Raw genomic sequence first — 24,586 nt, 5'->3', positions numbered from 1 at the left:
GCTCAATAGAGCACTCAGTTCTTAGCTTGTTTTAAACTCTATTTCAATTTTGTTATTCAAAAGTTTAACGTTGCAAGGAGGGTAATTACGGATTGTTTTTAGCACTTTATCAAAAATATGAATCTCTACGCCTGAATGCAAAACAGAATTCACCGTTAAATTAGCGTCGCTAAGTAAATCGTGTAAGTCATGATCTAAGTTTGAAAGACGTTTTTCTAATAGTTCTGCTTGCTCACAGTAATGTTTCTGAGTAGCTCCAATTTTAGTAATTAATATTTTCTTCTTTTCGGCATCCTTCACTAAATCAGTTTTTTCTAGCGCTGCTTGCAGCGTATCTAATTGTGCATCTGTTTTAGCTAAGTCTTTAAAGCAATTATCAGTATCCGCTGTTATTTCAGCGCCAGAAGCCGCTAGGTTAATAATCATTTTAGCGCCTGATTCATTCCCTATTTCGCCAGCAATGAGAGTTGTTGCATCAAGTATTTCACCACCAAATATTTTACCCTTAGGTAAGTCGGATTGGCCTACTTGCAGTAAGCGCTTAGCTTTTATTACACAATGGCTTGTTTGGCGATCAATAAAAATATTATTTGCATCGAGGTAACAATACTGTGAGTGAGATACATGAATATCACCTAGCGCAATTAGCTTGCAAGAAAGTGACTTACTATCCATTTTTTGATGGCCAATAATGCCTTGTTTAACCGTGATGTTTCCGCCTGCGGTAAGCTCGCCAGATTCAACCGTGCCAAATATAGTAATATCGCCTTTGGCAGTTACTTTCATCCCTGGGTCTATATTGCGAGTAACAATAACACTGCCTTGAAAATCAATATGGCCGCTTTTTACATTTACATCTGAAATGGTAAAAATATCGTCGACACGCATACCATTATTAATTTCAACCGGAACACCAGCAATAGTAGAGACTAACTCAAGCGGATTCATTTTTGATATTTCAGTGCCTTCGCCTGCCACTAATTGTTTATTTTCTCCGGGTTTTGCGGGCAGTATGTCACCTATTACGGTAAAGCCTTCTTTACCGGGGGTTGCTGGTTGCTGGCGAATAAGCACAGAGCCAGGCTCTACGCTTGCAAGCTTGCCAAAGTCGCGCATGTCCACACTGCCATCTTCTTTGAGCTTGGGCGCTTTTAAACGGTCTTTTAAAGTCTCTACGGTTGTTATTAGTTTAGTGGCTAAACCATCGCTTGGGAGCCTACCTTTAGCTAATATCCCCTTAACGACAGATCCCGCAGAGTGTTCAGATTGTTTTTGTAGCAGCTGTTCTAAAAAAGCTTGTTTATACCCACGTACAATACCTGCTTTAACGAGTTGTTTTTTTGCATCTTCTAAGCTTAATAACTTTCCACCTTGGGCAAGCGTTAGCTCGCCAATGGCCAGCATTTTATCGTCGCTAATTGTTACATTTAAAGTGGCATTGTGTTTTGTTGCTACAACGAGAGTTTGTTGTGTGTTTTCGTTTTTAAAAAAATCATTAATAGCGTCATGATCTATTTTACAGTCGCAAAAAGCTGACTTTTCGAGAGCCTCTAAAATAAATGCAGCGCTGGGAGGAATATGCTCTTTTACATCAAGTAAAACATTTCCATTGTTGGCAAGCTTAAACACGAGTTAATCCTTTTTTACTACTTAAGTTAAGTTTGTTTTTTAAAACACAACTACAGATTGCTAGAAATTTACATTTGAGTCAAGAAGTCAGATAAAACGAAGTGTGGAGCGAAAAATAAAGGCTATAGAGAAGCTCTATAGCCTGTAATACTTAATTGGTAGAAGGTAATTCCATTATTCCGTCTATTTCAACTTGTGCACCTTTTGGTAGTGCACGAACACCTAATGCAGCTCTAGCTGGGTAAGGTTGTTTAAAGTATTGGCTCATCACTTCATTTACTGTGGCGAAGTTAGATAGATCAGTTAGGTAAATATTGATTTTAACTAAATCGTGAATTTTTCCGCCTGCTTCTTCACATACCGCAGCAATATTTTTAAATACTTGATGCGTTTGCTCGCTAAAATCTTCTGAAATCATTTCCATCGTTTCTGGAACTAATGGAATTTGACCAGATAAATAAACAGCGGTACCTACTTTAACTGCTTGGCTATAAGTGCCAATAGCTGCAGGTGCTTTGTCGGTAGAGATAAATGCTTTATTCATGTGTTTCCTATTTTATTTTTTACGATAGACTTTTTGTACATCAGGCATAACGCGAATGCGGCGCATAATGTTAGCAACGTGGATACGGTTTTTAACGGTAACCCCTAAATCTATCACGTATAAATTACTTTCTTTTTCATCGGTGGCAATTTCGACAATATTGGCTTGGGTTGTAGCGACAACATTGGTTAGCTTAGCTAACGCGCCTTGATGGTTAATAATTTCAACTCTCAGAGCTGCAATATATTCTTTTTCTGGGTTATCGTCCCATTTTACAACTAAGTATTTAGAGCGCTCATTTTCCCAACCACGAATATTTTTACATTCTTGGCGGTGAACGGTCAGGCCCTTACCTTGGCTTATATGAGCTGTAATGGCATCGCCTGGTACAGGTCGGCAACACTTAGAGTAATTCACTAACATGCCTTCAGTACCAATAATGGTCGCTTTAGCTTGGCTTGTTATATCAGTTAAATCGTCATTGTCATTTTGCAATAAGCGCTTGGCAATTAACATACTCATTAAGTTACCAGAGCCAATTTCTACAAGTAATTCAAGAAGAGTAGTTAGTTCGTGCTCTTCAAGTACTCTCGCTATATTTTCATCAGCAATGCTATCTAGTTTGTTTTCGCCTAATGCCGAATCAAGTAAACGGCGCCCTAAAAGCATGGCTTCTTCATGATGCTGACTTCTAAGGTAATTACGAACACCCAAGCGTGCTTTACCAGTAACAATAAAGTTTAGCCATGTTGCATTAGGGTGGGCACCTGAGCTTGTTATTATCTCTATGGTTTGCCCTGTATCTAATGGCCGACTTAAAGGATGTGGCTTGCGATTAACGCGAGCGCCTACACAAGTATTGCCTACATCAGTATGAACCGCATACGCAAAATCGACTGCGGTAGCGCCCATTGGTAGCTCAACAATACGACCATCAGGTGTAAATACGTAAATTTCTTCTGGGAATAGCTCAGTTTTTACGTTTTCAATAAATTCAAACGATGAACCCGCACTTTGCTGAAGCTCTAATAAGCTTTGCATCCATTGGCGAGCACGTTGCTGCGAAGTATTACCTGCACCATCACCTGATTTTTTATACATCCAGTGCGCCGCTACACCTTTGTCGGCCATCTGATCCATATCGTGAGTACGAATCTGAATCTCAACAGGTATTCCGTGTGGGCCAACTAATGAAGTATGAAGCGATTGGTAACCATTAGTTTTTGGTACAGCAATATAATCTTTAAAGCGTGTTTCTATAGGCTTATAAAGACTATGAGCCACACCTAATACGCGATAACACGTATCCATAGAATCAACTGCAATTCTAAACGCGTAAATATCCATAACTTCGTTAAATAGCAGTTCTTTATTAAGCATTTTTTTATAAATACTATATAAATGTTTCTCTCGGCCTGACACAGTCGCTTTAATGCCTGACTCTTCAAGACGTGCTTCTATTTCATGTTGGATATTAGTGATAACTTCTTTGCGATTACCACGTGCTTTAGCTACTTCAGATTTAAGTGCGCGATGACGCATAGGATATAAAGCTTGAAAACCTAAGTCTTCAAGCTCATTTTTAATATCGTGAATACCTAAGCGGTTTGCTATTGGCGCGTAAATCTCAAGCGTTTCACGTGCTATTCTGCGGCGCTTATCTGGGCGCAGTGCCCCTAAAGTACGCATATTGTGCGTTCTATCAGCAAGCTTGATTAAAATAACTCGAATATCCTGAGTCATTGCCATAATCATTTTGCGGTAGTTTTCAGCTTGGAATTCTTTTTTATCTTTAAAGCTGAGCTTATCGAGCTTACTTACACCTTCAACGAGTTCTGCCACAGTTTCGCCAAAAATTTCGGCTAAATCTTGTTGGCTAAAATCAGTATCTTCAATTACATCATGCATTAGCGCGGCCATGAGCGTTTCATGGTCAAGATGCATGCCTGCAAGAATTTGGGTTACTTCTACTGGATGAGTTATGTAAGGTTCGCCACTTGAGCGAGTTTGTCCTTCATGGGCCTCTCGGGCTACCACGTAAGATTTTTGAACCAGCTCTACATCAGTAGCGGGCAAGTATTCTGAAATTTTCTTTTTAAGACCTTCAAAAAGATACATTCACACTCCAATGTTCTAGGGCCTGTTGACCTTTCAGGATTAAAATTTGTTCAATCTAGGGGCGATTTAATCGCGGCGCGAGGTTTTTAGCCTAGCGGGCTAAGTAAAAATCGAGCAACAAAGAGTAAATTGCCCCTAGGCAGAACCCTTTGGGCAGCGCATGTTTTGCATTTATGCTGCGTTATCGCCTACTTATGGGAAATAACCACACTACATAGGCTCTGCCTTGCCTAAATACCAAGCATACTGCTGCAAATTTAACCTCGAAAGATAAAAAGGCCCTAGTGAAGCAAATTAGGTAAGCTACGAATATACGATGAAATGAAAGGATTGCCAACGGCTATAGTAGAAATACTGCGCCGTTGGCTAAATCAGACCGGGAGGTCGATTATTGGTTGCCACCAACAATGGCAGCAACAGCAGCTAATTCTGCTGCTTCTTGGTGTTGTTGTTCTTCACGGTCAATTAAGTCCATTGAAGCGCTATCAACTAAACCTAATTCAATTTCACGTAAAGCAACTACCGTTGGCTTATCGTTTTCAGGGTCTACTAGTGGAGTTTTACCACCAACAGCAATTTGGCGGGCACGACGAGCCGCAACTAAAATTAAGTCAAAACGATTACCAACTGCATCTACTGCATCTTCAACTGTTACGCGGGCCATCACAGCACTCCAAAAATAATTTAAAAGCAAAGACGTAGTTTACTCCAAGGAGCCACTTTCGCCAATAGCCAGTGTTCAATTTTTATCAGTTTTACTTGCCTAAGCCTAATTTAAGTAGGCTTAAATTATTTAAGCAGACTATTTAGTAAAACTTGATGACGATCTTCTTGCGCTTTTAGTGTTAAGCGCTGAGCCATTACAATCATTTCTATGTCGGCAAGTGCGTCCTCAAAGTCATCATTAACAATTACAAAGTCGTATTCGTTATAATGTGATGTTTCAGATTGTGCTTTTGCCATACGAGAGGCAATAACCTCAGCCGAATCTTGGCCACGGTTATTTAAGCGTTGTTCTAATTCTTCTTTTGAAGGCGGTAGAATAAAAATAGTTTGTACGCTTGGCATAATTTTGCGCACTTGCTGAGCGCCTTGCCAATCAATATCTAAAAACACATCAATACCGGCATCAAGTTGCGACTCAATAGCCTGCTTTGATGTGCCGTAGTAATTATCGAATACTTGAGCCCATTCAAAAAAGTCATCTTTGGCAATAAGCGCTTTAAATTCGTCTGTAGATACAAAGTGATAATGCACGTCATTTTCTTCACCTGGGCGAGGGGCGCGAGTTGTATGTGATACAGATACTTTCATGTCAGCGTGTTTTTTTAATAACGCATTGATTAAGCTTGATTTACCAGCACCAGAAGGGGCTGACAAAATAAATAAGTTACCGCGAGTTTGTGCCATGTTTTTCTCTACCTAAAAATAAACAGGCTTGGGTTACAAGTAAGCCAAGCCTTTAATTAACTGTATTGTACTTTAATTAGCTCACCTTGCTCAAGTTAGTCGTGCTCATGTTGGTCATGTCCAAATTGGCTTGGGAGTATTTTGCTAAGTTAGATTTTAAATAAAATTGCAGTTTAAAATTATCAATGGAACTAGCCGTTAGATATAAGTATTTGATAAGGTGAAGTATCACCTAGTAAAGGAGCTTTTATGCTCAATAAAACTTTATTTACCGCACAACAAGTAAGAGACAATGAAGCTTTAGCGGCTAAAAATAGTCATTGTGATTTATTTACCCTAATGCAGCGTGCAGGCGAGGCTGTATATAAGCAATGGCAGTTATTTGATGCACAGCATACATTAGTTATTGTTGGCCATGGTAACAACGCTGGAGACGGTTACATTGTAGCTAGGCTTATTATGCAATCAGGTAAAGAGGTAACAGTATGCGCAGCTGAGCCTAATAAAGTATTAACCGGTGATGCAGCAAAAGCGCAGCAGTTATGGATTGAAGCGGGTGGGGTGGTTTCTCATTTTACAAAAGACACTCTTAATAGGTGCGATATCGTTATTGATGCGCTCCTTGGTACTGGCCTTAAAAGCACCGTGCGCGATAATTTTGCGAATATAATAAAAGCTGTAAATAACAGTGATAAGCCCGTAATAAGCATTGATATACCGTCAGGTATTGAGGCGAATACAGGGCAGCCTTTAGGATGTGCAGTACAAGCGACTTCAACCGTTACTTTTGTGGGCATTAAGCAAGGGCTCGCAACGACGGCAGGTAAACAATATAGCGGTAAGTTAGTATTTGATGATTTAGCAATTGGCGATGCGTTTACTTGTATCGCTCAATCTTCAGGAACCCTTGTTAATATCAATAGCTTTAAAGGAATAGCCACGCGGGCAATCAATAGTCACAAAGGAAGCCACGGTAAACTTTTATGTGTTGGTGGCAATCAAGGTACTGCAGGTGCAATTAGGTTAAGTAGTGAAGCAGCTCTTAGAACGGGTGCTGGCATGGTAAGAGTGTATACACACGAAAGCTCAATAACGCCTATTAGTATTGGCAGACCAGAACTTATGGTAAGCAGTAATAACTTACATCAAGCGCTAGAGTGGGCAAGCTGCGTTGTTATTGGCCCAGGGCTTGGGCAAGACGAGTGGGCACAACAAACATTCGATGAAGTAATGCAATATTGCCAAAACAATAAAATGCCATTGGTTATAGATGCAGATGCCCTTAATTTACTGGCTAAGAAAGCTTCATCATACACGTTAGAGCAATGCGTACTTACTCCACATCCCGGCGAAGCTTCGCGACTGCTAAGTGTTAGCACCAGCGACATAGAATCAGACCGCTTTAATTATGCCCGCCTTTGCGCTAAACGCTATAACGCGACTTGTGTATTAAAAGGCGCAGGAACATTAATAGATAATGCCCAGCACACGTGGGTATGTGAAGATGGCAACCCGGCATTGGCCGTTGGCGGCAGTGGCGATGTACTTACTGGTATTATTGGTGCATTGCTTGCCCAAGGTTTAACTATTGATGAAGCAGCACGTTATGGTGTAACACTGCATGCTAAAGCCGGTGATATTGCAAGTGAGCGAGACGGGCAAAGGGGAATGCTACCCAGTGATTTATTCGCAATTGTAAGAGAGTTAGTTAATAAAGTGACGTGAGTTTAAGCGTCACTCAACTATCAGTGTTCGGCTTTAAATTGTGGAACGTTATTGCACCCACTAAAAAGCATACACCTACATAAAGCCAAACACTGCTCGCTATAATATTCCACGTATCGGCTCGTATTAATGCAGGGATAATTATTAAGCTTCGTATGATACACAAGGTTGCAATAGCAATTAAAGCGGTTCTAGTAAGTACTATGTTACGCACTAAGCCAATTGCTGATAAGGCAAATGCAGTACAGGCAAACATGAGTCCAGCTATTGCAATACTACCTAAAGGCGCAAGGAATGTACCTTGCTGTGATGATTCTATTATTTGTATTGGGGCGCGAGCAAATATAAACCAACTAGTGCCACCCCATATACAAAGTAAATGCCATACAGCCGCTGCAGATGCAATAACTCCTGCGCTTAATAAAAATTTTGCTTTTATATTTAACAGCATTTTATCTCACTGATTATTAAGCTGTAATAAATCCCATTTTGTACCATACAAGTCTTCAAAAACCGCTACGGTGCCATAGGGTTCTACTCTAGGCTCTCCGTTAAATATAACGCCTTTAAAAAGCATTAAATTATAATCTCGCCAAAAGTCATCAGTATACAAAAATAAAAACACGCGACCACCCGTTTGATTACCAATAGCGCTAATCTGTTCAGGTGTTGTGGCTTTAGCAAGCAGTAGATTAGTCCTGCTCGAATTAGTCCCATTTGAATTAGTCCCGTTTGAACCAGCCCCGTTTGAATTTGGAGGTGAAATTAACACCCAGCGTTTACCATCTTCTAAATCAGTATCCTCCACTAACTCAAAGTTAAGCTTTTGAGTATAAAACTCAATGGCATCGTCGTAGTCCTTAACAACTAATGCAATGCTGCCGATATGCTGTTGAACGTTAGTCATGTTTAGCTCACTCCATACTATTAAATAAATGTGCTTTTTATCATATTTAACCTGAACTCTGGTTAAGAGATTTACCAACGTATTGAATTATAGTGATATTTAAATTTATTTTCTCTAGCCAGAAATTTTCAGTGAAAACAAGGCGAACTTACGCGTCAATAGCTGGCCTATTGCAAGTAAATTCAACGCAGTGAGCGCTGAAAATAGCTGCTTGAGATAGATTTATTATCCAGAGTTCAGGTTGTTTAGTAAGCGATTACGCAGGGTATATGCCCGCAGTATGTAACTTAGTTATAGGTATAAATTAAACAGTATCAATCTGCTTTATAATAAAAAGCAAAACCCAGCCGAGGCTGAGTCTACTTTAAACCGATTTTTTAGTACTAAGTGCATAAACGTTTTATCTGTGTAATTCACCAGCACGTTCTGGTTGATAGGTTACTTCTTTTATTTTTACCTTTATTAAGCCGCCACTCGGTTTAGGCCACTCAATTTCGTCGCCTTGGTTTAGCCCAAGTAATGCGCTACCAACGGGTGATAATATCGATATTTTATCGCCGCTAGAGTCACTGTTCTTTGGGTACACCAAGGTTAACGTAAATTCTTCTTTAGAAGACTCAACAATAAAGTTTACAGTTGAGTTCATCGTTACAACTGATGATGGCATATCTTTAGGTTCGACTATTGTCGCTCGTGCCAGTTCAGCTTCCAATTCTTCTTTATTAGCAAAGCTACCTGCAGGCAATGATTCCATTAAGTCATACAATCTATCTGCATCGAGTGATGAGATGATTAGTTCAGGTTTTTTATTCATCTTAATATCCTTAATAATTTTTAATAAATAAAATTAACTCTGAGTATGGCTTGGCATGCATTTAAGAAGCAAAGGGATACGCGAAGTCATTTTATTAATTAGCCACACCTGTGGCTTTTACTTTATTTGTGCCCAATAGCTAAAAACCCAGCCGAAGCTGGGTTTTTATTTGAGCTAGGTGTTTAGGGGATGATTACATCATTCCGCCCATACCACCCATTCCGCCCATGCCACCCATATCAGCGCCACCAGCTTCATCTTTTGGGATTTCAGCTACCATTGCTTCAGTAGTGATCATTAGACCCGCAATAGACCCTGCAAACTGTAATGCAGAGCGTGTTACTTTAGTTGGATCTAGGATACCCATTTCAATCATGTCGTTGTATTCGCCAGTTGCTGCGTTGTAACCAAAGTTACCTTCGCCGCCTTTAACTGCGTTAATTACAACTGATGCTTCTTCGCCAGCGTTAGTTACGATTTGACGAAGTGGTGCTTCCATTGCACGAAGTGCAACTTTAATACCGTGGTTTTGATCTTCGTTGTCGCCAACTAAATCTACCAGCTTGCTAGCTGCACGTACAAGTGCAACGCCGCCGCCAGGTACTACGCCTTCTTCAACCGCTGCACGAGTTGCATTTAATGCATCTTCAACGCGGTCTTTTTTCTCTTTCATTTCCATTTCAGTAGCAGCACCTACTTTGATTACTGCAACACCGCCAGCTAATTTAGCCATGCGCTCTTGTAGTTTCTCTTTATCGTAGTCTGATGTTGCTTCTTCGATTTGTGCTTTAATTTGTGAAACACGACCGCTAATACCCGCTTCTTCACCAGCACCATCAATGATTGTTGTATCATCTTTAGTGATAATTACGCGCTTAGCTGTACCTAGGTCTTCAACTGTTGCTTTTTCAAGCTCTAAGCCGATTTCTTCAGAAATAACAGTACCGCCAGTTAATACAGCGATATCTTGTAACATTGCTTTACGACGGTCGCCAAAACCAGGTGCTTTAACTGCTGATACTTTAACAATACCGCGCATGTTATTAACTACTAATGTAGCTAGTGCTTCGCCTTCAAGGTCTTCTGCGATGATTAGTAGTGGTTTGCTTGCTTTAGCAACCGCTTCTAATGTTGGTAATAATTCGCGGATGTTAGATATTTTTTTATCTACAAGTAGAATAAATGGGTTATCTAGTTCAACAGTGCCTTTTTCTGGGCTGTTGATGAAGTAAGGAGATAAGTAACCACGGTCAAACTGCATGCCTTCAACAACATCTAGTTCGTTTTCAAGTGATTGACCTTCTTCTACAGTAATAACACCACTGTTACGGCCTACTTTTTCCATTGCTTGTGCAATGATGTCGCCAATCTCTTTATCAGAGTTAGCTGAAATAGTACCTACTTGTGCAATTGCTTTAGTATCAGAACAAGGAACAGATAACGCTTTAAGCTCTGCAACAGCAGCAATAACTGCTTTGTCGATGCCGCGCTTAAGATCCATTGGGTTCATGCCCGCTGCAACAGCTTTAAGGCCTTCATTAACAATAGACTGTGCAAGTACTGTAGCGGTAGTTGTACCATCGCCGGCTGCATCATTTGCTTTAGATGCAACTTCTTTAACCATTTGTGCGCCCATGTTCTCAAACTTGTCTTCAAGTTCGATTTCTTTTGCTACAGATACACCATCTTTAGTGATAACTGGTGAGCCAAATGATTTATCTAGTACAACGTTACGGCCTTTAGGACCTAATGTAACTTTTACTGCGTTTGCCAGGATGTTTACGCCAGTTAGCATTTTAGCGCGTGCGTCACCTGCAAAAAGTACTTCTTTTGCTGCCATGTTTTAAATTCCTCTAAATTCTTAAATGTTTATAAACGAAAAGTAGGTTTAGCCTACAATGCCTAAAATATTATCTTCACGCATGATCAGGTACTCTTGACCTTCGATCTTTTCAACTTTTTCAACATATGAGCCAAATAACACAGTGTCACCGGCTTTAACTTCTAACGCTCTCACGTCACCGTTTTCTAAAACGCGACCATTACCTACGGCTACAACTTCTCCGCGAGTTGATTTTTCAGCTGCAGAGCCAGTTAATACAATACCGCCAGCAGATTTTGTTTCTTCTTCTAGACGTTTAACGATTACGCGATCTTGTAAAGGACGAATGTTCATGTTTTTTAGTTCTCCTAACAGTTTCTGAACAGTACAGAAAAAAGCTTTTCTAATTTGCATTCATTAATGGGGGTAGAGTGAAAAATTCCAAGAGAAAAAACGATAAATTTTTAATCTTTTCGCTCATATTCACCATCAATAGTGGTTGGTCGTTCCATTTGCCCTTGCTCTCGTTCAGCATGTTGCTGCCCAGCAAACGGCGATGGCCCTTGTTGCATGCCTGCGCTCATTCTAACAGTTGCTTGGCTAGCAAGGCCTGCAGCCAATTTGTTACGAATTGCAGGGGTTAATAATAGTAGCCCAAATACGTCAGTCATAATGCCAGGAGTAAGGAGTAATACACCTGCAATTACAACGCATATTCCGGTAAATAATTCTTTGGCTGGCATTTGCCCTTGCGCCATTTGCGCTTGTACGTTTTGCAGCGCCCCCATACCTTGTGTTTTAACCATTTTGGCACCTAAAATCGCCGTAATAACAACAAGTGCAATTGTTGCAAATCCGCCAATCACGTCGCTTACTTGAATCAGCAAAGCGATTTCGACAATAGGGATGATAATAAACAACACAAATAAAAATCTAAACATAGCGCTCTCTAAATAATGACACTCAAAAGAGTTGATGAAATATAAATGAGGGTGACGAGGTCTCTTTTCAAGGTTAGGGCATAGGTATCGTCATTTTACTGATATTTTAGCGTCTACACATTGTATCGGCTATCAGATACTATGATGATAGACACTGTCCAATAAGTATAGGTTCATAATGACTACGCATTTTAAAATGATTTTTACGACCTGCAAAGACGAAGCAGAAGCACGCACACTTGCAAGGGCGTTGGTAGAAAAAAAACTAGCTGCTTGTGTAAATATTTTACCTAACATGGGCTCTATTTATATGTGGGAAGGCGAAGTTGCAGAAGCAACTGAAGCTAAGCTACTTATAAAAACGAAATCAGATAAAATGAACGATGTGTTTCTAACAATAAAAGAGTTACATAGCTACGAAGTGCCAGAGATTCAGGTTTTAGAAGTTTCTACGGGAAATTTGGCGTATTTTAATTGGATGGACGAGGTACTGAATTAATGCGTTTTTTCTTTTTATTGTTGGTTACATTATTAACCGTACCTGTAAAGGCTGCGACTAATAATGTGCTTGGTGATCTACTTGGGCCTCCTCAACACACTTTTTTACCTGTAGACCAAGCGTTTGTATTTGACTTTGATCAGCAAGGCAGCACCTTGTTTGTAGGTTGGGATATAGCGCCAGACTATTATTTATATAAAAAGAAAATAGAAATCATTGCCAAGGGCGCAAACATTCAAGTAGGTGACTCGGGTAGTGGCGAAATTATTGAAGATGAATTTTTTGGTAAAACAGAAGTCTTTTTTAATACCGCGAGCGTTGTTAGTAAGTTAAGTAATATCACTGAGGGAGCGGTTGTTAAAGTTCGCTATCAGGGCTGTGCAAAAGCGGGGCTTTGTTATCCACCAGAAGTGATTAGCATTCCACTTAGTGTAATTAGTGGCGCACAGATTAAAAATGTAGATCAAAATAGCGCTACAGATGAAGCGGCAACAGCGCAAAGTACATTTGCAGCACTCAACGATCCAACTACTGAACCTACAACAAACTCAGGTGACACCGAAAAAGAACTGACTTTTACTGAGCAATTAGCCAGTCAGAGCTTAATAACTAATTTACTCATATTTTTTGCTGTTGGTGTAGGCCTTGCTTTTACGCCATGCGTATTCCCAATGTTTCCAATTTTGTCGAGCTTAATTGCGGGTCAGCAAAACCTTTCAACTAAAAAAGCGTTTGCGTTGTCGTTTGTATATATACAAGGCATGGCAGTTACCTATGCAGCACTAGGCTTAGTTGTTGCGGCGCTTGGTGGGCAAGTGCAGGGGTATTTACAGCATCCATTTGTGTTAATCAGTTTTAGTTTATTGTTTGTATTATTGGCTATGTCGATGTTTGGTTGGTACGAAATTAAACTGCCAAGCAGTATGATGAGCAAGCTAACCCAAGTAAGTAACAACCAAAAAGGCGGCAACTACGTTGGCGTATTTTTAATGGGTGTACTTTCGGGATTGATTGCATCACCTTGCACTACGGCACCACTGTCGGCGGCACTGTTATTTGTAGCGCAAAGTGGTGATTACTTAGTAGGTGGTTTAACACTGTACGTGCTCAGTTTAGGTATGGGATTACCATTGTTATTACTCGGTACATCTGGCGGTAAATTGCTTCCTAAAGCGGGTGGTTGGATGGAGCAAGTTAAAACCTTGTTTGGTTTTGTGATGCTCGTTGTGCCGCTTATATTACTTGAGCGACTAATCAGCGCCGACATTATATTATTAATGGCAGGTGTGCTTGCACTAGCAACAGCACTGTACTTACATCATTGGCAAAGTAGCCAAACACAAAGCAAGTTAAAAACTGCATTATGGTTTGCTGCAACTCTATTAGTTATTACAGGCTTTACGTTAACTAAAAACTACTTTTGGCCAGTTCAAGTACAAACAGTACAGGTAAGCTCGCAAAATAATGAGTTTAAACAGGTTGCTGATTTAGCAGAACTAAAAGAAGCAGTTGCACAAGCAAACGACGAAGGTCGAATGGTTATGGTCGATTTGTATGCCGACTGGTGTGTGGCGTGTAAAGAGTTTGAACATTACACCTTTCCTGATGCCAAAGTGCAAAGTGAGTTTAGCCACTATCAGCTTATTCAAATTGATTTAACTGAGAGTGATAATAAAACAATTGAGCTAATGGAAGAGTACACGGTGTTTGGTTTACCTAGTATTTTGTTTTTTAATACTCAAGGACAAGAGCTTAGTACGCAGCGCGTAACGGGCTTTTTAAATGCTGAGGACTTTGCTAAACACCTAGCAGTTGTGCGCGTCAGCGCACAATAATAGTGCAATAGTGCCACTTGAATTGACTAAGTGGCACCTTCTTAATTCTTCTTATATTTGTACCCACGACACTGATAAGACCAGTATTTTGCTGCTATTTACGTCGAAATCACTATAATAGTTGGTTAACGTGAGAAATTGTTGCTACATTGCTTTTTCTGCTTACTTAAAAGTGAAAAACTAGTTAGTAACCGCTTAACTCATTACTTATAGGATATATCGCGTATTATGGCTGCAAAATTTAACCTTTTAGTTATAAATGGTCCAAATTTAAACATGCTTGGTAAACGTGAACCGGATAAATACGGTTTTCAGACGCTGAGTGAGATTATGGAGGAGCTAACCAGTGCTGCTAATAGTCTAGATGTTGAGTTAACGCATTTTCAAAGTAATAGTGAGCAAGCCCTCATTGAACGAATACACAGTGCTTGGCAAGCGGTTGATTACATAATAATTAACCCTGCTGCATTTACGCATACAAGCGTTGCATTACGTGATGCATTGCTAAGTGTTGATATTCCGTTTTTTGAAGTGCATTTAAGTAATGTGCACGCACGTGAAGCTTTTCGCCATCATTCGTATTTTTCTGATGTGGCACAAGGCGTGATATGTGGATTAGGCGCAATGGGTTATCACGCAGCATTGAATGCCGCTGTGAGCCGGTTGCAAAGCGCAATTTAATTTAAATTAACACACAAACAACTAACAGGCGGGTCGTGTAATGGATATTCGCAAGATAAAGAAGCTTATCGAATTAGTAGAAGAATCAGGTATTGCTGAGCTAGAAATCACTGAAGGTGAAGAATCAGTACGTATTAACCGCAACAACATGAGTGCAGGCCCAGGTTACCCGCAATTTGCTCCACAGCAATATGCACCAGCGCCAGCAGCACCAGTTGCAGCGGCTCCTGTAGCAGTTGAAGCGGCAGCACCAGCAGAACCTACTGGTCATCAAGTTAAATCACCAATGGTTGGTTCTTTTTACTCTGCGGCTTCTCCAGAAGCGCCAGCATATGTAGAAGTTGGTCAGCAAGTTAAAGTTGGCGATACACTTTGTATTATCGAAGCTATGAAAATGATGAACCAAATTGAATCAGATAAAGCCGGTACAGTAAGAGCTATCTTAGCTGAAAATGGCGAGCCAATAGAATTTGATCAACCTCTATTCATCATTGAATAATAGCGTAACCTAAAAGGCCAACTCTAATGTTAGATAAAGTAGTCATTGCAAACCGAGGTGAAATTGCACTTCGTATATTGCGCGCCTGCAAAGAGCTTGGGATCAAAACGGTTGCTGTGCATTCAACGGCAGATCGCGATCTTAAGCATGTATTGCTTGCAGATGAAACCATCTGTATTGGTAGACCATCAGCAACTGAAAGTTATTTAGATATTCCGCGCATTATTGCTGCGGCTGAAATAACTGACGCTGTAGCGATTCATCCTGGTTACGGTTTCCTTGCAGAAAATGCTGATTTTGCCGACCAAGTTGAGCAAAGTGGTTTTGTATTTATCGGTCCTCGTGGCGACACTATTCGCCTTATGGGTGATAAAGTGTCTGCTATTGCAGCAATGCGTAAAGCAGGCGTTCCATGTGTACCAGGCTCAGACGGCCCGGTATCAGATGATAAAGAACGCAACATGCAAATCGCTAAGCGTATCGGTTACCCGGTAATCATCAAAGCCGCTGGTGGCGGTGGTGGTCGTGGTATGCGTGTTGTTCGCAGCGAATCTGAACTTATTGATTCAATTGCATTAACACAGCAAGAAGCTAAGCAATTCTTTGGTAATAGCATGGTTTACATGGAAAAATTCCTTGAAAACCCACGCCACATCGAAGTTCAAGTATTAGCAGACGGCCAAGGTAATGCAGTACATTTAGGTGAACGTGATTGTTCTATGCAACGTCGTCACCAAAAAGTAGTTGAAGAAGCTCCTGCACCAGGAATTACTGCTGAAACGCGTAAATTCATTGGCGAGCGCTGTACACGTGCATGTATCGAAATTGGATACCGCGGTGCGGGTACGTTTGAGTTTTTATACGAAAACGGCGAGTTTTACTTCATCGAAATGAATACACGTATTCAGGTTGAACACCCTGTAACTGAAATGGTTACTGGTATCGATTTAGTAAAAGAGCAATTAAAAATTGCAGCGGGTCAGCCTTTATCATTCACTCAAGACGACGTTGTTATTCGTGGTCATGCTATTGAGTGTCGTATTAATGCTGAGGATCCTGAAACGTTTATTCCTTCACCGGGTAAAATTACACGTTTCCATCCTGCTGGTGGTTTAGGTATTCGTTGGGACAGCCATATTTACGCTGACTACACGGTTCCACCACATTACGATTCAATGATTGGTAAGTTAATTACTTACGGTGAAAACCGTGACGTAGCTATTGCTCGCGCGCGCAATGCACTTAACGAGCTGGTAATTGACGGAATTAAAACTAATACTCCTTTGCATAAGAGAATTCTTGCAGATGAAAACTTCAAAAATGGTGGTACTAACATCCACTATCTTGAGAAGAAATTAGGATTATAATTCGAGCCTAAAAAGGTGTTTTATCTCAGTTAATAACCAGAGTTATTAATCTGATTTAAATAATTAAAAATCCGATATCAGGTGACTGATATCGGATTTTTTAATGCCTGAAATACCAATCCGCAATAATACTTAATCATTTTTAGGGGCTAAACGTGTCGCTACCTGCGTTAAAAAATTTTCATTTAGAACAACTGAATAGCGAATTTTTTGCCTAGCTATCAACACGTTTTTTCATCCTCAAAATAGATCACTTAATTAAGCGAATTGGTATAATTTAAGCCTTATAGGTAATAAAAAAGTCCATCGAATGTACTGCAAAGAGTAAACTTGATGGACTTAATATTTATAAAATATGCTTAGCTAAAGTTGCATTAAACTAATTTAGATTCAATTAACTGTAGTGCTTCTTCTAAAATTGTTTCTACTGCTTTTTTAGCGCGTTCAGGGTCGCGTGATTTTATAGTTTCTAAAATATCAGCATGTTTAGCCACGTCTGCGCCCGGTACACCTTTAATGTGGTTTGTGTAACGAATACTTACTCTAAGCGCAGTACTAATAAACTCAGTTAACTGTACAAAAAAGCGATTGTTACTGGCCACTAATATGCTGGTATGAAAAGCAATGTCAGCTTCTAGTGGGTCGTCTAAGCCTTCGTCAGCTTCAGCCATACGAGCTAAGGCGTTATCAATTTCAGCGAGCTGTTCAGCAGTGGCATTTACTGCTGCAAGCGCGGCTGCTTGTGGCTCAAGCGCAACACGTACTTGAGTAAACTCTTTTAATAATGATAAAGATGGCTTACTGCTTAAAATCCAACGCAGTACGTCGGTGTCAAACATATTCCAGCTACTTTCTGGTAGTACGCGAATACCTTGCTTAGGACGAGATGAAATAAGTCCTTTAGCAGAGAGCATTTTTACGGCTTCGCGAGTAGCACTGCGACTCACATCGTATTTTATACATAAATCGGCTTCAGAAGGCAGGCCTTCGCTTACAGGGTAAACACCACGCACAATAGCAAAACCCAAATCGTGGGTTAATTGTTGTGTTAAATTTTGACGAGGTTGGCTTTTCATTGCGCAGGATTCCGAGTTGATATATTGCTTTATTATATATCATATATCATATTAATGTACTTGAGGATATGATATAAAGTTTTAATTGGCTAATTATTTTAGCACAGCGTTTTAGTTCTTTATAACGTCTATTGGCGTTTTTAATAAGCAAAACACTATTGTAAGTTGTTGTTTGGAGAGTTTAATTTGGACACCCTAGCTCAATATCATAGTATTTCTGGCAAAGTTGTTTTTATTACCGGTGGTGCATCAGGCATTGGCAGAGCAATGGTTAAATCCTTTGTAAACCAAAATGCAAAAGTAGCGTTTATTGATATTGATGATAAGGCTGCACAATCGCTCATTAGTGATTTACCCGATGCAAAACTATGGTACAGACAAGTAGATGTAACTGATTCGCATGCACTTCAGCAATCACTTGTAGATGCATGCGCCGCTTTTGGTGCCATTAATGTACTAGTTAATAATGTAGCGAACGACCGCCGCCAAGCAAGCGAAGACGTTACAGTGCAAGACTGGGATCAGTGCTTACAAATAAACTTAAACCCTGCTTTTTTTGCTTCTCAAGTTGCTATGTCTTTTATGAAAGGTGATGAGGCGGGTAGTATCATTAACTTTAGCTCTATTAACGCGATTATGGGCCAGCCACAAATGGCCGGTTATGTAACAGCAAAAGCAGGGTTAATTGGTATGACTAAGGCACTTGCACGCGATTATGGCGAGTTTGGTATTCGCGTTAACGCTATTTTACCAGGGTGGGTTGCCACCGACCGTCAACTAGCAAGTTGGTTTACCGAAGAAGAGCAAGTTAAGTGGATGGAAGCCATGGCGCTTAAAAAGTTAGTAACACCTGAAGATGTTGCTAATTTGGCACTCTTTTTAGCCGCCGACGAAAGCAGTATGATTACCGGGCAAAGTATTAAAATTGACGGTGGGAGGCTGTAAAGTTTGGCTACTTCATCTCTTTTTATTGCCGTTGACTGGGGCACAAGTCATTTACGCGCTTATTTGTGCGAAGTGAAAGCACAGTCAAAACTTACATTATTAGCACAGCGTGATGGCCTGGGTGTGGTTAAGGCGAATCAAAATTTTGAACAAACCTTAATAGACACGGTTGCGGTGTGGAAGCAACAATATGGCAGTTTACCTATATATATTGCAGGGCAAATTACCTCAAGTATTGGCTGGCACAAAACCCCTTATTTAGAATGCCCAATTAATCCCGAAAAACTCCTTAATGCGGCTATTAGCTTTGATTGCGATGGGCATATTATTAAGGCATTCCCAGGTACAAAATGTACGCTGCAAAATGGCTTATTTGATGTAATGCGTGGTGAAGAGCTGCAAATACTCGGCTTTTTAAAACAAAATCCACAGTATCAACAAGGTAAAATATTACTCTGTTTGCCGGGTACACATACCAAATGGGTGCTTATAAACAACGGCGAAATCATCTGCTTTAAAACAGCCATGACCGGTGAGTTGTATGATTTGTTGTGTCATCAAAGTGTTTTAATTGCGAATGACTGCGCAGAAGGTGAGTTTGACTTTAAGGCATTTGAACAAGGTTGTGAGCTTACTTTAGGCAGCGATAGCGGTAACTTAGCACATGGTATTTTTAGCGTGCGTACCCGTCAACTTTCAAAAGAGTTATCGCCAGTACAAGCCAAAGCTTATTTGTCGGGCGTGTTAATTGGCAGCGATGTACGAGCTGCACGACATGCAAGCGAGTGGCAATTATTGAGTGATACACAAGTTGTGGTAATTGGTACAAAGCAGCTAAATAAATGCTTTACTACAGCGCTTAAACAAATTGGTGTGAAGTGTGTTGAGTTTGATATAAAAGCAGCCACACTAAGCGGCTTTAATTATTTATTTAATTTAGAGTCAAAAAAATAAACCCCTCTATAACGGTTAAATTATAAAGGGGTTACGGGAAATCATTATAGCTGCAGTTAAAAGCAGCTATATAATTTAGCTAAGCGCTTTTAGCAGCTTGTTTGTTATCAATGTAGTGATTAAGTGTCGCAACTTGTGCTTCATTAAAGCGAAGTCCTAATTTACTCCGACGCCATAAAATATTGTATGCGTTTTCTGCCCACTCTTCATTTAATAAGTAATCAACTTCTGCTGCAAATAAACCATGACCAAAATCTTGGCCTAAATCACTCAGGCCGGTTGCACTACCTAGTATGTTTTTAGCACGAGTACCGTAAGTACGTACAAAGCGTTTAAGCGTTATTTCAGGTAGCCATTCATATTTTGCTTTTAGCTCTGATTTAAGTGCTTCTACCGAGCTAAAATCGCCACCTGGGAGTGAGCTATGTTTAGTCCACGCTTCGCTCATTTGCGGATAAAATTCTTCAAGCTTATTAACTGCGGCTTCAGCTAGTTTACGATAAGTGGTAATTTTTCCACCAAATACACTCAGTAGTGGTGTTTGCTTGGCATCACTCGAAAGTTCTAATTTATAATCGCGAGTAACAGCTTGTGCATTAACTGATTCGTCATCAAGTAATGGGCGTACACCTGAGAAGGTATGTACTATGTCTTCGCGTTTAATATGATTTTTAAAGTAGCTGTTAGTAATATCAATTAAGTAATCGATTTCTTCATCACTAATTTTAACGTCTTGCGCTTCGCCTTTGTGTTCTACATCGGTTGTGCCAACAAGCGAAAAGTCATCTTCAAACGGAATAACAAACACAATACGCTGATCTTTATTTTGTAAAATGTAAGCTTGTTTCTCATCGTGAATACGCGGCACTACAATGTGGCTACCTTTTACAAGGCGAATATTTTGTGGTGATTTTTCTGCTAGCGCTTCATCAAATAATTTAGCAACCCAAGGGCCCGCAGCGTTTACAATACCTTTAGCTGAAATGCTGTATTTAGCTTTGCTCTTTTGTTGCTCAAGCGTTACCTGCCACTTACCTTGCTCACGTTTAGCATTTACACACTTAGTTTGCGTGCTAATAACGGCGCCTTTTTGTTGCGCTGCAAGGGCGTTTAAAACCACTAAACGAGAGTCATCAACCCAACCATCTGAGTATTCAAAACCTTTAGTAATTGAAGGCTCTAAAACGCTGTTTTCACCAAATTTAATACCACGAGAACCCGCAAGTGTTTCGCGTTTTGCTAGGTTGTCATACATAAACAAACCAATGCGAATCATCCATGCAGGGCGTAAATGCTTTTGATGCGGTAATCTAAAAGTAAGCGGCCACATAATATGTGGTGCATTTTTAAGTAGTACTTCACGCTCGGCTAAGGCTTCTTTTACTAATCTAAATTCGTAATGCTCAAGGTAGCGTAGACCACCGTGGATCAGCTTAGAACTGTTTGAAGATGTTGCACAGGCAAGATCAGATTGTTCGCACAAAAGTACTTTTAATCCTCTGCCTGCAGCATCAGCTGCTATTCCAGTGCCGTTTACACCGCCACCGATGACTAGTAAGTCATATTCGTTATCTGCTAATTCCACCGAGCTAACCTTTTTATTTGTAATATAAATAAGACATAAACATCATAAAGCTGCTGTTTTCATTTGACAATAGAAAACCTAGTTTTTTATTTTTACGCTGATTCATTTGTAATTTGAGGTAGTAAATCACGCCTTTTAAATCAAGCTATTAGCTAAGTTAAAAAGGCGAAGAGGCTAAAGTGTTGCCTTTAGCCACTTAGTATTTACTACGGACAGTTTTTATTTGTTAAGCATACTTGAGCTACGCAGTGCTGCCATTTTGCATATAGGTCGTTACGTTCGTCGGCGCTCATAGTTGGCTCAAAACGACGGTCGCATGTCCACATTTTAGCTAGCTGCTCAGTAGACTCATACACACCTGTTTGTAAGCCTGCTAAATATGCTACGCCTAAAGAGGTGGTTTCGGTCACTGTTGGGCGTTCAACTGTTGCGCCTAAAATGTTTGATAAAAAGGTCATAACCCAATTATTTTTTACCATGCCGCCATCTACACGAAGCACACTTGGGCGAAGACCATCACGCTCCATCGCTTTTTGTAAATCTTTGGTTTGATAACCCACCGATTGCAAAGCAGCGGCAACAATAGTGCTAATACCAGAGTCGCGTGTTAAGCCTAAAATTGCACCACGTGCATTAGGGTCCCAATAAGGAGCGCCTAAACCCGTAAACGAAGGCACTAAAAATACACCATGGTCTAGCGGTACATCTTTAACCATCGACTCACTTTCGCCAGCATGGCTAAGTAGCTTTAAACCTTCAACAATCCACTGCATAGTTGCGCCTGCCATAAATATGCTGCCTTCAATAGCATAGGTTGGCTTGCCGTTTAATCTATAGGCAACAGTAGTCAGTAAGCGGTTTTCTGAGGTCAGAGCTTTTTCGCCGGTGTTGAGCATTAAAAAACAGCCCGTACCGTAAGTACTTTTAGCCATGCCTTGTTCAAAACATGCGTGGCCAACAAGCGCAGCTTGCTGATCGCCTGCAATACCACAAACACGAATTGGCGCGCCAAAAATATCGGCGCTTGTTGAACCAAACTCATCGGCTGAATCCATAACTTCTGGCAGCATAGATTCTGGAATATCGAATAACTCTAGAAGCTCTTGATCCCACTGCTGAGTATGAATATTAAATAACATAGTGCGTGACGCGTTGGTTGCATCAGTGCGATGTTCTTTACCGTCAGTTAGCTGCCAAAGCAGGTAAGTGTCAACCGTACCAAAAGCCAGTTCGCCAGCCAGTGCTTGCTCGCGTGCGCCTTCAACATTATCTAAAATCCAACGAATTTTAGTCGCCGAAAAATAAGGGTCGAGTAATAAGCCTGTTTTGTCGCTAATCGTTTGGCAAAGCTCATCAGTCGTTAGGCTTTCGCAATAATCACTGGTGCGGCGGTCTTGCCATACAATGGCGTTATAAATTGGTTTACCTGTTTTTTTGTTCCACACTAGGGTGGTTTCGCGTTGGTTGGTGATACCAATGGCAATAATTTCTTCAGGTTTTACATCGTTTTTAGTTAACACTTCGCGGCTAGTACTAAGCACTGTTTGCCAAATATCGTTAGGATCGTGTTCTACCCAACCATTTTGCGGAAAATGCTGCGAAAATTCTTGTTGTGCTGTACCAAAAACGTCTGCATCTTTTGTAAACAAGATGGCCCGAGAGCTTGTGGTTCCTTGATCAATTGAGAGTATGTATTTGGACATGATATTTATGTTATTTATCTTATCTTATATATGACTAGATTGCCTTTAACCGAAGTTAATGGCAATGGTTTTTTCTTAAAATAGTCGATTAAAAAACAAACGCGCGAATATTTACTGGTAACTCTTTTATATAAAAGGCGTTTTGTTTTGGCATTATTTTAAGGGCGTACGCGGCTATTGATTAAAACAGCCGCTTAAAGCTTATTATTACTTGGTGTGTGGTTTGGCTTGTTGCCAATCCATACCCGTTGAAAAGCGATTATCAAACCCGCGCCACTGTGGCAGCGGCTTACCATCAACAACAGCTTGGTCGCCGTTTTGTGGTAAATCTAAGTATTTACACTCGCTGGCGATACCTTTTACGTGGCAATCCATCATGGCAAGTACAAAGTGTTTGTTGATTTCGTTTAGTGTGCGCATAGACCACGAAGGCTCGTAGTAATGGCCTATATCTAGCTCACTGCTACTTTGTGCAATAGCAGGGGCTGGGTGTGGTGCAATATTATGGCGTGCATTTTTGTAAGTAAGCATGTACTTATCTTTGCTGCCTGTTTGTTCATAAAGACTTTTAATGCCTTTGTAGCCTGAAATGTCATCTAAGTTACCGGCTACATAAAGCGAAGGTACTTTAATATTTTCCATTGCTTTGGCATCAAATATAGCGTGCTGTCCGCCCCATGGTGCAAAGGCCACCATCGCTTTTATACGTGGGTCTACTTTTGGGTTTTGGTATTGCCCACCAGCGCAGCTGTTTAGTAATTGCTGTACTTGTTTAATTTGAGCTGGGTCTTTCATACCCGTAAACATAGCTGTAGTTTGCTCATTAAAAGCGTAACAACCACCTATCGTATTTACCGCGCCATAACCACCCATTGAGTAACCAATTACGCCTGCACTTTTGTTGTCTACTTGCTTGCTTGCAAAGTTGTTTTGCTCATTAAAGTAATTAATAACAAACTGCTGATCGCGTGAGCGATTTATAAGCGTGCTAAAAAAGCCAGAGAATGGCGCGTTTTTAAAATCAACATCGGCATTGGTCGAGTCAGTATGATCAATAGCTACCACAATGTAACCGTGCGACGCTAAATGCTCGCCAAGGTAGTACATAATTGTACGGTAACCGGTATAACCGTGCGAAAGCACTATCACAGGGTAGTGCTCTTTATTATTAATGGCGACATCACGCATTGCATCGGCTTGCAGAGTAAACTCTTTACCTGAGCGAGTTTCATCTGTGTAGCTGCTAAGTGGCGCTTTTGCTGTATTTGCAGCCGGATACCACACCTCTACTTTTAAAGGACGATCTTTTTGGCCTTGTGTAGCGGGGTCAAATTGCGCAGGGTTAACTAAATCAAGTGTTTGCACACCTACATTGTAGTTACCTTTAGCTGCAAGTTCTGGGAGTACTTCGCTAGTGATTGGCGGGTATAGCTGCTCTGGTTTATTAGATTCAGCAACAGCTACACTGGCAGATAAACTGCACGTAGCAAGTAATATAGCTTTTGAAAGCGCCTTGAGTGTGTGTGTCATTG

At 40.5% G+C, this 24,586-nt stretch carries 23 protein-coding genes; 8 read left to right on the top strand and 15 right to left on the bottom strand.

What is annotated here, in order from left to right; translation table 11 throughout:
• Positions 1 to 21 precede the first annotated feature (21 nt).
• The 5 genes from I6F66_RS08405 to gmk all read right to left on the bottom strand — a co-directional run bounded on the left by I6F66_RS08405 (position 22) and on the right by gmk (position 5,701).
• Positions 22 to 1,629 carry a FapA family protein gene (locus I6F66_RS08405; protein ID WP_197209092.1) on the bottom strand — a complete coding sequence of 536 codons (1,608 nt, stop codon included), beginning with the start codon at positions 1,627 to 1,629 and terminating at the stop codon, positions 22 to 24.
• Positions 1,630 to 1,780: 151 nt separating this feature from the next.
• A complete protein-coding gene (locus I6F66_RS08400) occupies positions 1,781 to 2,173 on the bottom strand; it encodes a RidA family protein (RefSeq protein WP_007580015.1) in 393 nt (130 codons plus the stop codon).
• Positions 2,174 to 2,185: 12 nt separating this feature from the next.
• Entirely contained in the window at positions 2,186 to 4,291 is a 2,106-nt protein-coding gene (gene spoT, locus I6F66_RS08395) for a bifunctional GTP diphosphokinase/guanosine-3',5'-bis pyrophosphate 3'-pyrophosphohydrolase (RefSeq protein WP_197209091.1), read from the bottom strand.
• A gap of 388 nt (positions 4,292 to 4,679) precedes the next feature.
• Positions 4,680 to 4,955 (bottom strand): DNA-directed RNA polymerase subunit omega, encoded by a 276-nt coding sequence (gene rpoZ, locus I6F66_RS08390; protein ID WP_007378835.1) that lies wholly within the window; start codon positions 4,953 to 4,955, stop codon positions 4,680 to 4,682.
• Between the two features lie 125 nt (positions 4,956 to 5,080).
• On the bottom strand, positions 5,081 to 5,701 hold the full coding sequence (gene gmk / locus I6F66_RS08385; RefSeq protein ID WP_197160727.1) for a guanylate kinase: 621 nt from the start codon (positions 5,699 to 5,701) through the stop codon (positions 5,081 to 5,083).
• A 249-nt stretch (positions 5,702 to 5,950) separates the two neighbouring features.
• Here gmk and I6F66_RS08380 point away from each other — a divergent pair, with 249 nt between their 5' ends.
• The gene (locus I6F66_RS08380; RefSeq protein WP_197209090.1) at positions 5,951 to 7,426 is read left to right on the top strand and encodes an NAD(P)H-hydrate dehydratase; all 1,476 of its coding nucleotides are present in this window, start codon (positions 5,951 to 5,953) and stop codon (positions 7,424 to 7,426) included.
• A gap of 13 nt (positions 7,427 to 7,439) precedes the next feature.
• Here I6F66_RS08380 and I6F66_RS08375 read toward each other — a convergent pair whose 3' ends face one another.
• The 6 genes from I6F66_RS08375 to I6F66_RS08350 form a co-directional block, all read right to left on the bottom strand.
• Positions 7,440 to 7,877, bottom strand: coding sequence for a hypothetical protein (locus I6F66_RS08375; RefSeq protein ID WP_007580023.1), 438 nt, complete (start codon positions 7,875 to 7,877; stop codon positions 7,440 to 7,442).
• Positions 7,878 to 7,883: 6 nt separating this feature from the next.
• Complete coding sequence (locus I6F66_RS08370) at positions 7,884 to 8,333, bottom strand: VOC family protein (RefSeq protein ID WP_197209089.1); 450 nt, start codon at positions 8,331 to 8,333, stop codon at positions 7,884 to 7,886.
• 400 nt (positions 8,334 to 8,733) lie between these two features.
• A complete protein-coding gene (gene rnk, locus I6F66_RS08365; protein ID WP_010555031.1) occupies positions 8,734 to 9,147 on the bottom strand; it encodes a nucleoside diphosphate kinase regulator in 414 nt (137 codons plus the stop codon).
• 193 nt (positions 9,148 to 9,340) lie between these two features.
• Positions 9,341 to 10,987, bottom strand: a complete 1,647-nt coding sequence (gene groL / locus I6F66_RS08360; protein ID WP_165728306.1) for a chaperonin GroEL — start codon at positions 10,985 to 10,987, stop codon at positions 9,341 to 9,343.
• Between the two features lie 48 nt (positions 10,988 to 11,035).
• The gene (locus tag I6F66_RS08355; RefSeq protein ID WP_007580032.1) at positions 11,036 to 11,323 is read right to left on the bottom strand and encodes a co-chaperone GroES; all 288 of its coding nucleotides are present in this window, start codon (positions 11,321 to 11,323) and stop codon (positions 11,036 to 11,038) included.
• Between the two features lie 110 nt (positions 11,324 to 11,433).
• Positions 11,434 to 11,910 carry an FxsA family protein gene (locus I6F66_RS08350; RefSeq protein ID WP_165740712.1) on the bottom strand — a complete coding sequence of 159 codons (477 nt, stop codon included), beginning with the start codon at positions 11,908 to 11,910 and terminating at the stop codon, positions 11,434 to 11,436.
• A 178-nt stretch (positions 11,911 to 12,088) separates the two neighbouring features.
• Between I6F66_RS08350 and cutA the strand changes: the two genes are divergently transcribed.
• The 5 genes from cutA (at position 12,089) to accC (ending at position 16,791) form a co-directional block, all read left to right on the top strand.
• Entirely contained in the window at positions 12,089 to 12,409 is a 321-nt protein-coding gene (gene cutA / locus I6F66_RS08345; protein WP_007580036.1) for a divalent-cation tolerance protein CutA, read from the top strand.
• Positions 12,409 to 14,244, top strand: coding sequence for a protein-disulfide reductase DsbD (locus tag I6F66_RS08340; protein WP_197209088.1), 1,836 nt, complete (start codon positions 12,409 to 12,411; stop codon positions 14,242 to 14,244). The genes cutA and I6F66_RS08340 overlap by 1 nt, the downstream gene beginning before the upstream one ends.
• Positions 14,245 to 14,472: 228 nt before the next feature.
• Positions 14,473 to 14,925 (top strand): type II 3-dehydroquinate dehydratase, encoded by a 453-nt coding sequence (gene aroQ / locus I6F66_RS08335; protein WP_197160746.1) that lies wholly within the window; start codon positions 14,473 to 14,475, stop codon positions 14,923 to 14,925.
• A 40-nt stretch (positions 14,926 to 14,965) separates the two neighbouring features.
• Entirely contained in the window at positions 14,966 to 15,424 is a 459-nt protein-coding gene (accB, locus tag I6F66_RS08330) for an acetyl-CoA carboxylase biotin carboxyl carrier protein (protein WP_007580042.1), read from the top strand.
• A 26-nt stretch (positions 15,425 to 15,450) separates the two neighbouring features.
• Positions 15,451 to 16,791: an acetyl-CoA carboxylase biotin carboxylase subunit gene (gene accC / locus I6F66_RS08325; protein WP_165728302.1), complete on the top strand. Its 1,341-nt coding sequence runs from the start codon at positions 15,451 to 15,453 to the stop codon at positions 16,789 to 16,791.
• Positions 16,792 to 17,165: 374 nt separating this feature from the next.
• Here the strand turns inward: accC and I6F66_RS08320 are convergent, their stop codons facing one another.
• Positions 17,166 to 17,867, bottom strand: a complete 702-nt coding sequence (locus I6F66_RS08320; RefSeq protein ID WP_165728301.1) for a FadR/GntR family transcriptional regulator — start codon at positions 17,865 to 17,867, stop codon at positions 17,166 to 17,168.
• 186 nt (positions 17,868 to 18,053) lie between these two features.
• On the opposite strand from I6F66_RS08320, the gene I6F66_RS08315 reads away from it, so the two are divergent.
• Positions 18,054 to 18,812, top strand: coding sequence for an SDR family NAD(P)-dependent oxidoreductase (locus I6F66_RS08315; RefSeq protein WP_166378329.1), 759 nt, complete (start codon positions 18,054 to 18,056; stop codon positions 18,810 to 18,812).
• 3 nt (positions 18,813 to 18,815) lie between these two features.
• Entirely contained in the window at positions 18,816 to 19,766 is a 951-nt protein-coding gene (locus I6F66_RS08310) for a 2-dehydro-3-deoxygalactonokinase (RefSeq protein ID WP_166378331.1), read from the top strand.
• Positions 19,767 to 19,845: 79 nt separating this feature from the next.
• On the opposite strand, the gene glpD is transcribed toward I6F66_RS08310, so the two are convergent.
• The 3 genes from glpD to I6F66_RS08295 form a co-directional block, all read right to left on the bottom strand.
• Positions 19,846 to 21,351 (bottom strand): glycerol-3-phosphate dehydrogenase, encoded by a 1,506-nt coding sequence (gene glpD / locus I6F66_RS08305; RefSeq protein WP_166378333.1) that lies wholly within the window; start codon positions 21,349 to 21,351, stop codon positions 19,846 to 19,848.
• Positions 21,352 to 21,557: 206 nt separating this feature from the next.
• A complete protein-coding gene (glpK, locus tag I6F66_RS08300) occupies positions 21,558 to 23,054 on the bottom strand; it encodes a glycerol kinase GlpK (RefSeq protein WP_197141249.1) in 1,497 nt (498 codons plus the stop codon).
• A gap of 207 nt (positions 23,055 to 23,261) precedes the next feature.
• Positions 23,262 to 24,584 carry a dienelactone hydrolase family protein gene (locus tag I6F66_RS08295; protein ID WP_197209087.1) on the bottom strand — a complete coding sequence of 441 codons (1,323 nt, stop codon included), beginning with the start codon at positions 24,582 to 24,584 and terminating at the stop codon, positions 23,262 to 23,264.
• Positions 24,585 to 24,586 lie beyond the last annotated feature (2 nt).

The sequence above is a fragment of the Pseudoalteromonas sp. NZS100_1 genome (assembly GCF_015864285.1).
Lineage (GTDB): Bacteria > Pseudomonadota > Gammaproteobacteria > Enterobacterales > Alteromonadaceae > Pseudoalteromonas > Pseudoalteromonas arctica.
The sequence above is the reverse complement of the archived record's forward strand: the minus strand, read 5'-3'. Positions and strand labels throughout refer to the sequence as shown.

What these genes read in the sequence shown, in the direction of transcription:
- I6F66_RS08400 (WP_007580015.1), bottom strand. Translation starts at nt 2,173, where the DNA reads ATGAATAAAGCATTTATCTCTACCGACAAAGCACCTGCAGCTATTGGC.
- spoT (WP_197209091.1), bottom strand. Translation starts at nt 4,291, where the DNA reads ATGTATCTTTTTGAAGGTCTTAAAAAGAAAATTTCAGAATACTTGCCC.
- rpoZ (WP_007378835.1), bottom strand. Translation starts at nt 4,955, where the DNA reads ATGGCCCGCGTAACAGTTGAAGATGCAGTAGATGCAGTTGGTAATCGT.
- gmk (WP_197160727.1), bottom strand. Translation starts at nt 5,701, where the DNA reads ATGGCACAAACTCGCGGTAACTTATTTATTTTGTCAGCCCCTTCTGGT.
- I6F66_RS08380 (WP_197209090.1), top strand. Translation starts at nt 5,951, where the DNA reads ATGCTCAATAAAACTTTATTTACCGCACAACAAGTAAGAGACAATGAA.
- I6F66_RS08375 (WP_007580023.1), bottom strand. Translation starts at nt 7,877, where the DNA reads ATGCTGTTAAATATAAAAGCAAAATTTTTATTAAGCGCAGGAGTTATT.
- I6F66_RS08370 (WP_197209089.1), bottom strand. Translation starts at nt 8,333, where the DNA reads ATGACTAACGTTCAACAGCATATCGGCAGCATTGCATTAGTTGTTAAG.
- rnk (WP_010555031.1), bottom strand. Translation starts at nt 9,147, where the DNA reads ATGAATAAAAAACCTGAACTAATCATCTCATCACTCGATGCAGATAGA.
- groL (WP_165728306.1), bottom strand. Translation starts at nt 10,987, where the DNA reads ATGGCAGCAAAAGAAGTACTTTTTGCAGGTGACGCACGCGCTAAAATG.
- I6F66_RS08355 (WP_007580032.1), bottom strand. Translation starts at nt 11,323, where the DNA reads ATGAACATTCGTCCTTTACAAGATCGCGTAATCGTTAAACGTCTAGAA.
- I6F66_RS08350 (WP_165740712.1), bottom strand. Translation starts at nt 11,910, where the DNA reads ATGTTTAGATTTTTATTTGTGTTGTTTATTATCATCCCTATTGTCGAA.
- cutA (WP_007580036.1), top strand. Translation starts at nt 12,089, where the DNA reads ATGACTACGCATTTTAAAATGATTTTTACGACCTGCAAAGACGAAGCA.
- I6F66_RS08340 (WP_197209088.1), top strand. Translation starts at nt 12,409, where the DNA reads ATGCGTTTTTTCTTTTTATTGTTGGTTACATTATTAACCGTACCTGTA.
- aroQ (WP_197160746.1), top strand. Translation starts at nt 14,473, where the DNA reads ATGGCTGCAAAATTTAACCTTTTAGTTATAAATGGTCCAAATTTAAAC.
- accB (WP_007580042.1), top strand. Translation starts at nt 14,966, where the DNA reads ATGGATATTCGCAAGATAAAGAAGCTTATCGAATTAGTAGAAGAATCA.
- accC (WP_165728302.1), top strand. Translation starts at nt 15,451, where the DNA reads ATGTTAGATAAAGTAGTCATTGCAAACCGAGGTGAAATTGCACTTCGT.
- I6F66_RS08320 (WP_165728301.1), bottom strand. Translation starts at nt 17,867, where the DNA reads ATGAAAAGCCAACCTCGTCAAAATTTAACACAACAATTAACCCACGAT.
- glpK (WP_197141249.1), bottom strand. Translation starts at nt 23,054, where the DNA reads ATGTCCAAATACATACTCTCAATTGATCAAGGAACCACAAGCTCTCGG.
- I6F66_RS08295 (WP_197209087.1), bottom strand. Translation starts at nt 24,584, where the DNA reads ATGACACACACACTCAAGGCGCTTTCAAAAGCTATATTACTTGCTACG.